This is a genomic window from Geodermatophilus sp. SYSU D01106 (genome assembly GCF_054049995.1).
In genome coordinates, this window is record NZ_JBJGYM010000007.1 from 93521 (window position 1) to 106626 (window position 13106).

Sequence of the window (13106 nt, forward strand, 5' to 3'; positions counted from 1 at the left end):
GGGAGCTTTGCGGTCCCGTGACGATCCGCGGGCACCGCCGGCCGGCGGACGCCGGGGTGGCAGCATGGACGGGCGTGTCGCCGCGCCTGCTCCTCGTCGAGGACGACGACCCCATCCGCACCGCCCTGCGGTGGGCCCTGGAGGACGAGGGCTACACCGTGGACGAGGCCGTCGACGGCGACCGGGCCTGCGCGCTGGTCGACCGCGACCCGCCCGACGTGATGGTCCTGGACCTGATGCTCGGCCGCACCGACGGCTACACCGTCGTCCGCCACGTCCGGCGGGCCCACGACCTGCCGATCATCGTGGTGAGCGCGCGGGCCGACACCCACGACATCGTCGCGGCGCTCGAGGCCGGCGCCGACGACTACGTGACCAAGCCGTTCGCGGTCAAGGAGATCACCGCGCGGCTGCGGGCGCTGCGCCGCCGCGCGGGCGGCACCCCCGCCGACGCCGGCCGGCCGCGCGAGGTGGTCCTGGACCGGCACCCGGACGAGCCGCTGGTCCTGCGGCCGGCCGCCGGCACCGTGTCGCGCGGCGAGCGCCCGCTCCCGCTGACCGTCACGGAGTTCCGGCTGCTGTGCGAGCTGGCATCGGTGCCCGGGCGGGTGCTCAGCCGCGCCGAGCTGCTCGAGCGGGTGTGGCAGCACGGCTTCTTCGGCGACGAGCGGCTCGTCGACGTCCACATCCGCCGGCTGCGCACGAAGGTCGAGCTCGACCCCGGCGCCCCGCGCGTCGTCGTGACCGTCCGGGGCCTGGGGTACCGGCTGGACCCCCAGTGAGGACGGGGCCGCGGCCGACCGGCCTGCGCGCCCGCGTCGCCGCCGCCTTCGGCCTGGGCGCGCTGCTGGTGTCCGCGGTCCTCGCCGGGTCGACGTTCCTGCTCGCCCGCGGGTACCTCCTCGACCAGCGCGAGAGCGCCGCCACGGCCGCCGCGTTCGTCGACGCCGACTTCCTGCGCAGCCGGCTGGCCACCGCGGGCACCGGCGTCGACGACGTCCTCGCCGAGTTGTCCACCGAGGGCGGCGACGTCGTCGTGCGCCGCGGCGACTCCTGGTACTCGACGAGCCTGGAGGTGGGCGCGCGCGACGTGCCGGCCGGCCTGCGCGCGATCGTGGAGTCCGGCTCGGCGGGCCGGGAGCGGGTCGACTCGCCCGCCGGGCCGCGGCTGGTGGTGGGCGTCCCCGTCGCCGGGGCGGGCCTGGACGTCTACGAGGTCGCCCCGCTCGGCGAGCTGCGGTCGGTGCTCACCACGCTCGGCTGGGTGCTCGGCGCGGCCGCCCTCGCGGCGAGCGCCGCCGGCGCCGGGGTGGGCCTGTGGGCCAGCCGGCGCGTGGTGCAGCCGCTCGACCAGGTGGCCGGCGCGGCCACCCGCATCGCCGCCGGTGAGCTCACCACCCGCCTGCCGGCCACCGACGACCCCGATCTCGTGGCCATCGTCGGCAGCTTCAACACCATGGTCGACGCGCTCGCGGCCCGCATCGACCGCGACGCCCGGTTCGTCGGCGACGTGAGCCACGAGCTGCGCAGCCCGCTGACCAGCCTGACCACCGCCGTCGAGGTGATGGGCGCCCGGCGCGGCGAGCTCGACGACCGCTCGCGGCAGGCGCTGACGCTCGTCGAGCAGCAGCTGGCCCGCTTCCGGGCCACCCTCGACGACCTCCTGCAGCTCGCCCGGCTCGACAACGACCCCGGCGCCCGCGGCGACGAGCCGGTGGCGCTCGGCGGCCTGGTGCGCGAGGTGCTGGCCGCGAGCGGGCGCCCGGCGGGCCTGCTGGAGACCGACCCGGAGGAGGACACCGTGGTGCGCGGCGACAAGGCGTGGCTGGAGCGGGCGGTGCGCAACCTGCTGGACAACGCCGACCGGCACGCGGGCGGCGCCCGTGCCGTGCGGGTGGCCCGCCGCGGCGCCAGCGTCGTCCTCACCGTCGACGACGCGGGGCCCGGCATCCCGCCGGAGGACCGCGAACGGGTGTTCGAGCGCTTCGCCCGCGGCCCGCGCGCGGCCCGCGGGTCGCTGCCCGGGGCGGGGCTGGGCCTGGCGATCGTGGCCGACGTCGCGGCCCGGCACGGTGGCGGCGCGTGGGCGTCCGCCAGCCCCGCCGGCGGCGCCCGCCTCAGCCTGTCGCTGCCCGCGGGGCCCGCGTGAGGCGCGCCGCCCGCGGGTCCGCGGGACTCGCCGTCGTCGCCGTCGCCGTCGTCCTGCTCACCGGCTGCGGCCTGCCCGGCGGGGCGGCCGAGGCCATCCCCGACGCCGAGGTGCCCTACGGGCTGCTGTCGGCGTCGGGCACGCCGCCGGCGGCGGAGACCGCGCCCACCGGGGACGACGGGGCGCGGATCCACCTCCTAGGGCCCGGCGACCTGCTGACGCCGCGCGAGCGGCCGGTGTCCGGCGCCGACCTGCCCGCCCGCCTCGACGACCTGCTCGGCCGGCTCGCGGCCGGGCCCGACGCCGGCGAGCGGGCCGCGGCCCTCACCACCGTGCTGCCGCCGGGCACCCGGCTCACGGTGACGGCGGTCGAGGACGGCACGGCCACCGTCGACCTGACCGGCCCCGGCGAGGTGCCCGACGGCGAGGAGAGCCGGCTGGCCGTCGCGCAGATCGTGCTGACGGCCACCACCCTGTCCGGTGTCGAGGCCGTCCGGCTCACCCGCGACGGTGAGCCTCTGGAGGCGCCGCTGCCCACCGGGGAGCTGACCGACCGGCCGCTCACCGCGGAGGACTACGGCCTGCTGCTCGCCGCTCCCCCGCGGTGAGCCCGCCGGCGGATGACGACCCCGTGACGTTCTCCGCTCGCGGGCCCGGCCGGCGGCGCGACGCTGTCAGGGTGGGAGCATGAGCCGAGCAACCACGACCGAGGTCGTCAACGTCCGCCGGGGCGCCGTCCGCGTGACCGGCGACCTGACCGCGCAGGGTGCCGACCTGCTGCGCGGCACGGTGGAGACGCTGGTCCGCGGCGGTCACCGGCGGGTGCTCGTGGACCTGCGGGACGTGCGCTCGACCGATGCCGAGGGGCTGCACGTCCTGCGCGACGTGGAGGAGTCCCTCGCCGCCGACGGCGCCGCGCTCGTCGTCCGGCCACCGGCGGAGGACCGTCCCTCCGTCGGGTGACGGCGACCGGCCGCGCGGCCGGGGCGCGGCGGTCCTGTCGGTGTGCGGCCCCACCATCGCGACCATGAGCCGCCGCGCCCCCCGCTGCCCCGCCTGCCCGGACTCCCCGCGGGGCGTCCCGCTCGTGATCGGTCTGCCCTCGCCGGAGGACTTCGCCGCGGCCGACCGCGGGGAGGTGGTCCTCGGCGGCTGCGTGCTGATGCCCGGCCCCGAGGCCGAGTGGGCCTGCCCCGCCTGCGGCCGCGAGCTGTTCCCCGCCCCGGCCTGAGCACATGGCGGCGCCGCCGTCAGGACGGCGGGGCGAGCAGCTTGCCCAGCAGGCCCGACAGCCGCAGCCGCTCCGCCTCGGTGAGCCGGCCGAGCCGCTCGTCGGCGAAGTCGAAGGCCCGCCGGACGGCGCGGCGCACCCGGCGGCCGGCCGGGGTGATCGTGACCCGCTTGACCCGCCGGTCGTCGGCGTCGGCCCGGCGCGCCACCAGCCCGCCGGCCTCCAGCCGCGCGACCAGCTGGGTGACGTTCGAGGCGTCGCACAGCAGCAGCTCCGCGAGCTCACCCATCGACCGGCCGCCGTCGGTCAGCGCGTCGAGCAGGCAGGCCTGGGCGGCGCTGAGCCCCGCCGTACGGGCCGCCCGGTCCCAGGCGGCGTCGTGGGCGTAGACCAGGTCCCACAGCTGCCGGTCGAGCGGGATGGGGCTGTCGGGCACCCCACGAGACTACTTGAGGCGATGAAGTGTCCGTGCTTCGATGGCGGCACGGGTACTTGATGCACTCAAGCTAATGGGGAGACGACGTGACGCGTGTGCTGGTGACCGGGGTCCGCGGCAAGACCGGCGTGCCGCTGGCGGGGCTGCTCGCCGCCCGGGGCGTGGAGGTGCTCGGCGGCAGCAGCGACCCGTCGACGGTGACCCTCGACGGCGTGCGGCCCACCGCCTTCTCGTGGGACGACCCGTCGGGCTGGCCGGCCGCGACGGCCGGCGTCGACGCGGTCTACGTCGTCCGGCCCGACCGCGCCGACGCCCCGGGCCTGCTCACGGACCTGATGGCGACCCTGGCGGACAGCACCCACGTCGTGCTGCTGTCGGAGCAGGCGGCCGACCAGGTGGGCCCCGGCGGGTGGTCGCCCGCCGGGGAGCGGGCGGTCCGCGAGAGCGGGCACAGCTGGACCATGCTGCGGCCGAGCTGGTTCATGCAGGTCCTCACCGACCGGCGCTTCTACCGCGACGCGGTCGCCGGCGGCGACCTCCCCTTCCCCAGCGCCGGCGCGCGGGTCGCGTGGATCGACGCTCGCGACATCGCCGCGGTGGCGGCCGCCGCCCTGCTGGACCCGGGCCACGACGGCGCGGTGCACGAGATCACCGGCCCGGAGGCGCTCACCCTGCCGCGCACGGCGGAACTGCTCACCCGCGCCACCGGGCATCCGGTCGTCCACCGCGACGTCCCGGCCGAGGAGGCCCTCGCCGGCCTCGAGGGCTTCGAGCGGGAGCTCACCGCACTGACCTTCGACCGCGTGCGGGCCGGGGTCTTCGCCGCCGTCACCGACACGGTCGAGCGGGTGACCGGCCGGCCGGCGCGGTCGCTGGAGGAGTTCCTCGCCGACGCCGCACCGGAGCTGCGGCCGGCCGCTCAGCGCTGACCGGCGACGAGCTCCTCGAGCACCGCACACACGGGCGTGGCCGGCCGGCCGGCCGGCGACCGAGCGGGCGCTCCTCGCGGAGTGTCCCGCCCGCTCGATCGCGGCGCTGTGAGCCGGGCCCGGGAGGACGGGCCCGTCAGGCCGGGACGATGTGCGCGCGGACCTGCTCGACCAGCGCGGGCGGCACGTCGGCCAGCCCGTGGTCGGCGGCGGCGTGGCCGGCGACCTGGGCGAGGATGCCGGACTCGTCGGCGGCGGTGAACGAGCGGCCGCAGCCGGGGACGACGTCGCCGCAGGCGAAGCTCTTCATGGGTGGACCTCCGGATCGGGTGGTGCTCGGGGTGGTGCACGACCCGCCGCGGACGGTCCGCGTCGGGGGGTTCTCGGTGCGTCAGGCGCGCGGCTGCGTCTCGGCCAGCCGGGACAGCAGGGACTCGACGCGCACCAGGCCGGTGACGGCGCCGACGTCGTCGACGACGACGACCGGGTCGAACCGGCTGGCCTCGGGCCGGGTGACGACGCGCTGCGCCACCTCGGCGACCGCGGTCGAGGCCGGCACGCGCAGGCTGACCGGCGCCTCGCGGTGACCGGCGGGGTCGCCGTCGCGGCGGTGGGCGAGCAGCAGGCCGGTGGGGTGGCCGAACCGGTCGACCCGCACGGCGCTGCCGGCCCCGAGCGGCGTCGCGCCCTCGGCGACCCGCTCGGCCGGCTCGACCAGGCTGGCGACGTGCTCGACGAGGCGCCCGCGCTGCGCCGACCGGCGCAGCCGCTCCCCGACCTCCGGGTCGAGGACGGCCCACGGCTCGGCCGGGCGGCCGAGGAGATACCCCTGGGCCAGCGGGACGCCGAGCCGGGCGAACGCCTCCATCTCGGCCCACGTCTCGACGCCCTCGGCCAGCAGCCAGGCGTCGATGCGGCCGCCGAACTCCCCCAGCAGCTGGGCGAGCGCGAGCTTCACGTCGTCGGTGTCGGCGCCGGCCACCAGCGCGCGGTCGAGCTTGATCAGCTGCGGCCGGACGGCGGTCAGCTGCTGCAGGCCGGAGTAGCCCGAGCCCGCGTCGTCGAGGGCGACGAGCGCGCCCCGGTCGCGCAGCCGGTCGCGCAGGTCGAGCAGCGGCCGCAGGTCGGCGACGTCCTGGTGCTCGGTGAACTCGAGCACCAGCGGCGTGAGGTCCCCGGCGCCCAGCAGCAGGTCGGCGAGCGCCGGGTCGGTCAGCAGGTGCGGGCTGACGTTGACGGTCAGGAAGCAGTTGGGGGGCAGCTCGTGACGCAGCCGCAGACAGCGCTCCACCACCATGGCCTCGGCGCGGGCGCCGATGCCCGCGGCATCGGCCGCGGCGAACCAGCGGTCGGGGGTCGCGGCGCTCGGCGACCCGTCGGCGGCGGTGAACCGCGCGAGCGCCTCGTAGCCGGCGACCACGCCGCGGGCGACGTCGACGATCGGCTGGAACACCAGGCGCAGGGTGTCGGGACGGTCCCGCAGGCGGGCCAGCTCCTCGGTCCAGCCGAAGGAGGCCGGGAGCGGCGTCGTCGCGGTCACCCTCCCCCATCGGCGCGTCCCGCGGTCCGGGACAGCGCGGCACGGCGCGGCCTCACCCGGACGGGGCGGCCGGGACCGTGGCGCTCGCCACGCCGGGCATCCGCGGCGGGCGGCCGGAGCGAAGTCCCGTCGTGAGCGTCCCCCCGGCCCGGCAGCGCTGGCTCCTGCAGCCCCTGGTCGACGCCGGCCTGACCGACGACGAGATCGCCGACCTCGTCGTCGGGCTGGCCTTCGACGGCGTCGTCGCCGGCCGGGCGCCGGCGCCGGGCCGGCTCGACGCCATGGTCGGGCAGCGCCCCGCCGCCGTGCGGGCCGCCTGGTTCGAGGTGCTCGACCGGATGACGGCCGCCGGCGCGGACGCTCCCGGCTGACGCGGCTCAGACCCGGGGCTCCCGGTGGGCCGGCTGCCGCGGCTCGGCGAGCAGCGGGTCCGGGGCGCGCAGCGGGGCGGTCGCCGGGGCCTGCGCCGTCAGCTCCAGCGGGCGGCCGTCGACGACGACGGTCACCGGCCCCTCGCCGCGCACGAGCGTCACCGTGGTGCCCTCCCGCGTGGTCTCCACCCGCAGCTGCCGGCCGCGCCAGGTCACCGACCACGCGGTGCGCGACAGCGACGACGGCAGCAGCGGCGCCAGCTCGAGCTCCGCGCCGTCCTCCCGCAGGCCGCCGAGCCCGGCGGTGAGGGCGAGCCAGGTGCCGGCGACCGAGGCCATGTGCAGGCCCTTGGCGGTGTCGCCCTGCACGTTCCGCAGGTCGACCAGCGCCGACTCGCGCAGGTAGCGCAGCGCCAGGTCGGGGTGCTGCGCCGCGGCGCAGCCGACGGCCTGCACGGCGGCGGACAGCGAGGAGTCCCGCACGGTGCGCGCCTCGTAGTAGTCGACGTCGCGGGCCACCTGCTCGGCGGTGAAGTCCTCGCGGCACCACCACAGCGCCTGGACGAGGTCGGCCTGCTTGACCACCTGCCGCCGGTAGAAGGTCGCGTAGTGCGCGTACTCCTGCACCGGGGTGTCCTCGGGCACGTCCTCGAACGGCCACTCCCGGTAGGCGGTGAAGTTCTGGTTGCTCGGGTGCACGCGCAGCCCCTCGTCCCACGGGACGTGCACCGCCGCGGCCGCCGCGCGCCACGCGGCGGTCTCGGCGTGGTTGACGCCGAGCTCGGCGGCCCGGGTCTCCAGCCGGGCGCACTCCTCGGCCGCGCGGAGCAGGTTGCGCTTGGCCATGAGGTTGGTGAAGACGTTGTCGTCGACGACGCCGGTGTACTCGTCCGGGCCGGTCAGGCCGAACAGGTGCCAGCCCCCGGCGGCGTCCTCGTGGCCGAGGGACATCCACAGCCGCGCCGTCTCCACCAGCACCGCCAGCCCGCCGAGGCCGTCGTGGTCGCGGCCGGTGACGTTGCGGAACAGCCAGAAGGCGCGGGAGACGTCGGCGTTGACGTGCATCGCGGCGGTGCTCGCGGGCCAGTACGCCGACGTCTCGCGCCCGTCGATGGTGCGCCAGGGGAACGACGCGCCCGCGAGCCCCAGCACCTGTGCCCGCTCCCGGGCGAGGTCGAGGGTGCTCGCGCGCCAGCGCAGCAGCCGCTCGGCCGACGCCGGCCGCAGCAGCGTGAGCGCCGGCAGCACGAAGCCCTCGACGTCCCAGAAGGTGTGCCCGCTGTAGCCGATGCCGGTCAGGCCCTTGGCGCCGATCGGCGCCCCGGAGATGCACGCGGCCGAGCAGGTGAGCTGGAAGACGGCGTAGCGCAGCGCCTGCTGCAGCTCCGGGTCGCCGTCGACCTCGACGTCGGCGCTGTCCCACAGGTCGTCGAGCGCGGCGCGCTGCGCGGCGAGCAGCCCCTCCCAGCCGAGGTCGAGGGCCGAGTCGACGGCCGCCTCGGCCTGCCCGACCAGGGAGTCGGCCGAGGCGTCCAGCGACCAGGTGTGGGCGATCGCCTTGACGACCGTCACGCACTCCCCCGCCCCGAGGTCGGCGGTCACCGTGGTGACCGCCTGCCGCCGGTCGGTCCCGCCGTCGACGCGGCCGCCCTCCACCACGTGGCCCACCGCGGCCGCGACGGTGATGCCCGAGCGCCGCGTGCGCGCGGCGAGCGCGCCGCCGCGGCCGGTGGTGTCGCGCATGAGCGGCTCGAAGGCGTCGCGCAGCACCTCCCCGACCCGCGGGTCGTCGTTGTCCACGCCGGTGGGCGTCACCTCGCCGTCGACCAGCTCGGAGCGCACGACGACGTGCGCGGGCCCGTCGACGGCGCGCACCTCGTAGCGCACTGCGCAGACGGCCCGCTCGGCGAGGGACACCAGCCGGCGCGAGGTGACCTCCACCGTCGTGCCCGACGCCGTCGCCCAGCGGACCCGGCGGTCGAGGGTGCCTGCGCGCAGGTCCAGCGTGCGCTCGTGCACCTCCGGCCGGGCCTCCCGGACGTCGAGGGGCACGCCGTCGACGAGCAGCCGCAGCGGCGTGCCGTCGGCCACCGGGATGAGCGCCTGACCCTCCTCCGGGTGCCCGTAGCCGCCCTCGGGATAGGACAGCGGGTGGGTCTCGAAGACGCCGGACAGGTAGGTGCCCCGGCTGCCGTGCGGCTCGACCTCGTCGAGGGTGCCGCGGGTGCCGACGTAGCCGTTGGTGAGGGTGAAGAGGGTCTCGGTGACGTCGAGCGTCTCGCGGTCCACGCGCGGCTCGCGGACCAGCCACGGGTCGACGTCCAGCTCGGGGGCGCTCATCGGGGCCTCGCGGGTCTCGGAGGGGTGGGCGGGAGGGGCGCCCCGCCCCCCGTCCTACCGGTCGGCGGTCGGCGGCGCGATCCGGGGCCGCCGGACCGGCCGCCGGGGTGGCCGCCGGGGCCGGCCCCGGACATCCTGCAGACCGGTGGACGGCGGCCCGCTCCCGCCGGCCAGGACGGAGGAGGACCCATGTGGGCGCAGACGCTGCGCGGCCCGTTCCGCTTCGAGCAGGTGGAGGTGGCCGCGCCCGACCCGGCGGCGCTGCCGCCCGGGCACGTGCTGCTGGCCCCGCGGGCCGGGGCGATCTGCGGCAGCGACCTGCCCAACTTCCGCGGCGGCGTGTGGCCGCACCCGGCGGCCGAGGACGGCTGGGGCGCCACCCGCGCGCCGGGCTTCCCGATGCACGAGGTCGCCGGTGAGGTGGTGGCCAGCCGGCACCCCGACCACTCCCCCGGCGACCTCGTCGTCGGCTGGGCGTCGATGTTCGACGCGATTGCCGAGCTGGTGGTCACCGACGGCGAGGGGCTGGCTCCGTACGACCCCTCGCTCGCGCCGTCGACCGCCGTGCTGCTGCAGCCCCTGGCCTGCGTGCTCTACGCCGTCGAGCAGCTCGGCGACGTCACGGGGCAGTCGGTCGCCGTCATCGGCCAGGGCCCGATCGGGCTGCTGTTCAGCTCGGTGCTGAAGGCCCGCGGCGCCGCGCGGGTGACCGGCGTCGACCCGGTCGACCGCGGCGACGTCGCGGGCGTCTTCGGCGTGGACGAGACCGTCACCGCGCGCGCCGAGCGGTGGGCGGCCCGGCTGTCGGACGCCGACCGCCCGTCGGTCGTCGTGGAGGCCGTGGGCCACCAGGTCTCCACCCTGCAGCCGGCGCTGGACGCCGCCGCGCCCGGCGGGCAGGTCTTCTACTTCGGCGTCCCGGACGACCCGGTCTACCCGTTCGACATGATGACCTTCCTCCGGAAGAACCTGACCCTGCGCTCGGGCGTGGCCCTAGAGCGGCGCCGGGTGCTCGCCGCGGCCGGCGAGTTCCTCGCCGCGCACCCCGAGCTGCGCGAGGGGTACGTCACGCACGTGCACCCGGTCGCCGACGTCGAGGCCGCCTTCACCGCCGCGATCAGCCCCCGGCCCGGGCAGCTGAAGATCGCGGTGGACATGACCTGAGGTCAGGCGGCGGCCCGCGCGGTGTCGACCAGCTCCTGGCTGACGTCCCACAGGCGGCGGGCGGCGACCGGGTCGAGCGCGTGCGGCACGACGCCGTGCAGTCCCTGCAGGCGGTCGACCACCTCGGCCTCGCGACAGTCCTCGAAGTAGCGCCCGCCGATGCCGGCGACCTCCGGGGCGGTGGCGAGGAACACCGACGTCGCCGCGCCCTGCTCCGGCGTCTTCATGGCGAACAGGCCCGCGCCCTCGGCCCGGCGCGCCTGCTCCTCGGCGGCCGCGCGCTGCTCGGGGCTCCAGTGCCGCTGCAGCGGGGTCCAGATGCCGCCGGGCATGAGCGCGTTGGCGGTGACGCCGTCGGCGGCCCACCGCCGCGTCGCCTCCACGGCGAACAGGACGTTGGCGGTCTTCGACTGCCCGTAGGCCAGGCCCGGGTCGTAGGGGCGGCGCTCGAAGAACAGGTCGTCGAAGACCACCGGCGAGGCGGCGTGCCCGCTGGAGGAGACGACGACGACCCGGGCGTCGCCGGCCGCCGCCAGGGCGCCGTGCAGGCCGGTGGCCAGCGCGAAGTGGCCGAGGTGGTTGGTGCCGAACTGCGTCTCGAAGCCCTGGCGGGTGCGGCCGTACGGGGTGTCCATGACGCCTGCGTTGGCGACCAGGACGTGCAGCGGCCCGGACCAGGCTGCGGTGAACGCGTCGACCGAGGCGAGGTCGGCCAGGTCGAGCCGCGCGACGGTCACGTCGTCGCGGCCGCTGGTGCGGGCGATGTCGGCGGCGGTGCGCTGGCCGGCGGCGACGTCGCGGACGGCGAGGACGACCTCCGCGCCCGCGGTGGCCAGCGCCCGCGCGGTCTCGACGCCGATCCCGGAGGAGGCGCCGGTGACCACGGCGCGGCGGCCGGTCAGGTCGATGCCCTCGACGACCTCGAGGGCGGTGCTGGTGCTGCCGAAGCGGCTCTCGATGCGTGCCATGCCCCGAGACTAACCAACTGGTTGGTTACCCGTAGGGTGGAGCCGTGGGACGGGACGGGGAGCGCAGCCGGGAGCGGGTGCTGGCGGCCGCGACGGCGGAGTTCGCCGAGTACGGCATCGCCGGCGCGCGGGTGGACCGGATCGCCGCGTCGGCCGGGGTGAACAAGGCGCAGATGTACGCCTGGTACGGCAGCAAGGACGGGCTGTTCGACGCCGTCTTCGACGCGCAGCTGCACCGCATCGTCGACACGGTGCCCCTCGACGTCGACGACCTGCCCGGCTACGCCGTCCGCCTCTACGACTCCTACCTCGCCTCCCCCGAGCTCATCCGGCTGACCAGCTGGAACCGGCTGGAGCGGGTGCCGGCCGGCGACCTGCTGGCCGGGCACGCGGAGCTGGCGCGGCCGAAGCACGAGGCGATCGCCCGCGCCCAGGCCGAGGGGCGGATCGTCGGCGGCATCCGCCCGGACGAGGTCTACTCGATCGTCATCGCGCTGGCGGGCACGTGGTCGCCGGTCAGCGGCACCTACACGGCGTCGGCCGCCGAGGACGAGGCCGAGCACGAGCGCCGACGGGCGGCGCTGCGCCTCGTCGTCCGGCGGGCCCTGGTCCCGTAGGTCCTGGCCCGCCGGACGGCGGCGGGTGCGCCTAGGGGCGCTGGAACACCTGGACGTCGTCGCGCTGGTCGGTGACCGTCCACGGCTTGGCGGTGCCGCTGCCCGACATCCGGAAGTCCGGGTCGTGCTTGAGGATCTCCCGGCGCGCGATCGTCATCTTGTGCACCTCGTCGGGGCCGTCGGCGATGCGCAGCGTCCGCTGGTGGGCGTACATCTCGGCCAGCGGCGTGTACTGGGTGACCCCGGCCGCGCCGTGCACCTGGATGGCCCGGTCGATCACCTTGAGCACGATGTTGGGCACGGCCACCTTGATGCCGGAGATCTCGGTGGCGGCGGCCTTGTTGCCCACCGTGTCCATCAGGTGCGCGGTGTGCAGGACGTAGCGGCGGGCCATGTCGATCTCGATGCGCGACTCGGCGATCCAGTCCTGCACCAGGCCCTTGTGCGCCACCGACGAGCCGAACGTCTCCCGCTGCAGGGCCCGCGTCACCATCAGCGACAGCGCCCGCTCGGCCGCGCCGATCGAGCGCATGCAGTGGTGGATGCGGCCGGGACCCAGCCGCGCCTGGGAGATGGCGAAGCCGCTCCCCTCCTGCCCGAGCAGGTTGTCCGCCGGCACGCGCACGTCCTCGAAGACGACCTCGGGGTGCCCGCCCCGGTCGTGGTAGCCGAACACCATGGGGCTGCGGCCGAAGGAGACGCCGGGGGTGTCCTTGGGGACGACGATCATCGACTGCTGGGTGTGCCGCGGCGCCGTCGGGTCGGTCTTGCCCATGACGACGAACACCCGGCAGCGCTCGCCCAGCGCGCCGGAGCTGAACCACTTGCGGCCGTTGAGCACGTAGTCGTCGCCGTCGCGCGCGATCCGCAGGCCGATGTTGGTGGCGTCGGAGGACGCGGAGTCCGGCTCGGTCATGCAGAACGCGGAGCGGATCTCGCCCTCCAGCAGCGGCAGCAGCCAGCGCTGCTTGACCTCCGGCGAGCCGTAGAGGTTGAGCACCTCCATGTTGCCGGTGTCGGGCGCGTTGCAGTTGAGCGCCTCGGAGGCGAAGGGCACCTTGCCCAGCTCCTCGGAGATCGGCGCGTAGTCGAGGTTGGTCAGCTTCGTGCCGGGGTGGTCGGGCTCGAGGTGCGGGAGGAAGAGGTTCCACAGCCCCCGCTCGCGCGCGGCCGCCTTCAGCTTGTCCATCACCGGCGGGTAGCCGGTCGGGCCGACCTCCTCGAGCTGCTCGGCGTAGAGCTGCTCGTTCGGGTACACGTGGTCGTCCATGAACCGGCGGACCTCCGCGAGGGCCGCCGTCCCCTGCTCGCTGAACTGCACGATCTGCTCTCCCCGGCTCCTGGGCCCCCTCCGGGCCGCC

General features: G+C 76.6%; 15 protein-coding genes. 9 read left to right on the plus strand and 6 right to left on the minus strand.

Features of this window, described 5'->3' with window-relative positions:
• Positions 1-74: 74 nt before the first annotated feature.
• The 5 genes from ACI78R_RS09865 (at position 75) to ACI78R_RS09885 (ending at position 3380) form a co-directional block, all read left to right on the plus strand.
• Positions 75-782, plus strand: a complete 708-nt coding sequence (locus ACI78R_RS09865; protein WP_454556262.1) for a response regulator — start codon at positions 75-77, stop codon at positions 780-782.
• A complete protein-coding gene (locus ACI78R_RS09870; protein ID WP_457040573.1) occupies positions 779-2149 on the plus strand; it encodes an ATP-binding protein in 1371 nt (456 codons plus the stop codon). Before ACI78R_RS09865 ends, ACI78R_RS09870 begins: the two co-directional genes overlap by 4 nt.
• A complete protein-coding gene (locus ACI78R_RS09875; RefSeq protein WP_457040574.1) occupies positions 2146-2757 on the plus strand; it encodes a GerMN domain-containing protein in 612 nt (203 codons plus the stop codon). The genes ACI78R_RS09870 and ACI78R_RS09875 overlap by 4 nt, the downstream gene beginning before the upstream one ends.
• Before the next feature lie 79 nt (positions 2758-2836).
• Complete coding sequence (locus ACI78R_RS09880; RefSeq protein ID WP_457040575.1) at positions 2837-3112, plus strand: STAS domain-containing protein; 276 nt, start codon at positions 2837-2839, stop codon at positions 3110-3112.
• 64 nt (positions 3113-3176) lie between these two features.
• Positions 3177-3380, plus strand: coding sequence for a hypothetical protein (locus ACI78R_RS09885; protein ID WP_457040576.1), 204 nt, complete (start codon positions 3177-3179; stop codon positions 3378-3380).
• 19 nt (positions 3381-3399) lie between these two features.
• On the opposite strand, the gene ACI78R_RS09890 is transcribed toward ACI78R_RS09885, so the two are convergent.
• Positions 3400-3816 carry a MarR family winged helix-turn-helix transcriptional regulator gene (locus tag ACI78R_RS09890; protein WP_457040577.1) on the minus strand — a complete coding sequence of 139 codons (417 nt, stop codon included), beginning with the start codon at positions 3814-3816 and terminating at the stop codon, positions 3400-3402.
• 86 nt (positions 3817-3902) lie between these two features.
• Here ACI78R_RS09890 and ACI78R_RS09895 point away from each other — a divergent pair, with 86 nt between their 5' ends.
• Entirely contained in the window at positions 3903-4745 is an 843-nt protein-coding gene (locus ACI78R_RS09895; RefSeq protein WP_457040578.1) for an NmrA family NAD(P)-binding protein, read from the plus strand.
• A gap of 136 nt (positions 4746-4881) precedes the next feature.
• On the opposite strand, the gene ACI78R_RS09900 is transcribed toward ACI78R_RS09895, so the two are convergent.
• Both ACI78R_RS09900 and ACI78R_RS09905 read right to left on the minus strand, forming a co-directional pair.
• Positions 4882-5055, minus strand: coding sequence for a DUF1059 domain-containing protein (locus tag ACI78R_RS09900; protein ID WP_454552802.1), 174 nt, complete (start codon positions 5053-5055; stop codon positions 4882-4884).
• Positions 5056-5136: 81 nt separating this feature from the next.
• A complete protein-coding gene (locus tag ACI78R_RS09905) occupies positions 5137-6285 on the minus strand; it encodes an EAL domain-containing protein (RefSeq protein ID WP_457040579.1) in 1149 nt (382 codons plus the stop codon).
• A gap of 131 nt (positions 6286-6416) precedes the next feature.
• Between ACI78R_RS09905 and ACI78R_RS09910 the strand changes: the two genes are divergently transcribed.
• Entirely contained in the window at positions 6417-6656 is a 240-nt protein-coding gene (locus ACI78R_RS09910) for a hypothetical protein (protein ID WP_073419960.1), read from the plus strand.
• Between the two features lie 6 nt (positions 6657-6662).
• Here ACI78R_RS09910 and ACI78R_RS09915 read toward each other — a convergent pair whose 3' ends face one another.
• Positions 6663-8996 carry a glycoside hydrolase family 65 protein gene (locus ACI78R_RS09915; protein ID WP_457040580.1) on the minus strand — a complete coding sequence of 778 codons (2334 nt, stop codon included), beginning with the start codon at positions 8994-8996 and terminating at the stop codon, positions 6663-6665.
• A 189-nt stretch (positions 8997-9185) separates the two neighbouring features.
• Between ACI78R_RS09915 and ACI78R_RS09920 the strand changes: the two genes are divergently transcribed.
• The gene (locus ACI78R_RS09920; RefSeq protein ID WP_457040581.1) at positions 9186-10160 is read left to right on the plus strand and encodes a zinc-binding dehydrogenase; all 975 of its coding nucleotides are present in this window, start codon (positions 9186-9188) and stop codon (positions 10158-10160) included.
• A gap of 2 nt (positions 10161-10162) precedes the next feature.
• Here ACI78R_RS09920 and ACI78R_RS09925 read toward each other — a convergent pair whose 3' ends face one another.
• A complete protein-coding gene (locus tag ACI78R_RS09925; protein ID WP_457040582.1) occupies positions 10163-11128 on the minus strand; it encodes an SDR family NAD(P)-dependent oxidoreductase in 966 nt (321 codons plus the stop codon).
• A gap of 44 nt (positions 11129-11172) precedes the next feature.
• On the opposite strand from ACI78R_RS09925, the gene ACI78R_RS09930 reads away from it, so the two are divergent.
• Positions 11173-11745, plus strand: coding sequence for a TetR family transcriptional regulator (locus tag ACI78R_RS09930; protein ID WP_457040583.1), 573 nt, complete (start codon positions 11173-11175; stop codon positions 11743-11745).
• Positions 11746-11776: 31 nt separating this feature from the next.
• Here ACI78R_RS09930 and ACI78R_RS09935 read toward each other — a convergent pair whose 3' ends face one another.
• On the minus strand, positions 11777-13066 hold the full coding sequence (locus tag ACI78R_RS09935) for an acyl-CoA dehydrogenase family protein (protein WP_457040584.1): 1290 nt from the start codon (positions 13064-13066) through the stop codon (positions 11777-11779).
• Positions 13067-13106 lie beyond the last annotated feature (40 nt).

Bases quoted from the DNA above. Each gene is read 5' to 3' on its own strand.
- ACI78R_RS09880 (WP_457040575.1), top strand. From the start codon at position 2,837: ATGAGCCGAGCAACCACGACCGAGGTCGTCAACGTCCGCCGGGGCGCC.
- ACI78R_RS09900 (WP_454552802.1), bottom strand. From the start codon at position 5,055: ATGAAGAGCTTCGCCTGCGGCGACGTCGTCCCCGGCTGCGGCCGCTCG.
- ACI78R_RS09915 (WP_457040580.1), bottom strand. From the start codon at position 8,996: ATGAGCGCCCCCGAGCTGGACGTCGACCCGTGGCTGGTCCGCGAGCCG.
- ACI78R_RS09925 (WP_457040582.1), bottom strand. From the start codon at position 11,128: ATGGCACGCATCGAGAGCCGCTTCGGCAGCACCAGCACCGCCCTCGAG.
- ACI78R_RS09920 (WP_457040581.1), top strand. From the start codon at position 9,186: ATGTGGGCGCAGACGCTGCGCGGCCCGTTCCGCTTCGAGCAGGTGGAG.
- ACI78R_RS09885 (WP_457040576.1), top strand. From the start codon at position 3,177: ATGAGCCGCCGCGCCCCCCGCTGCCCCGCCTGCCCGGACTCCCCGCGG.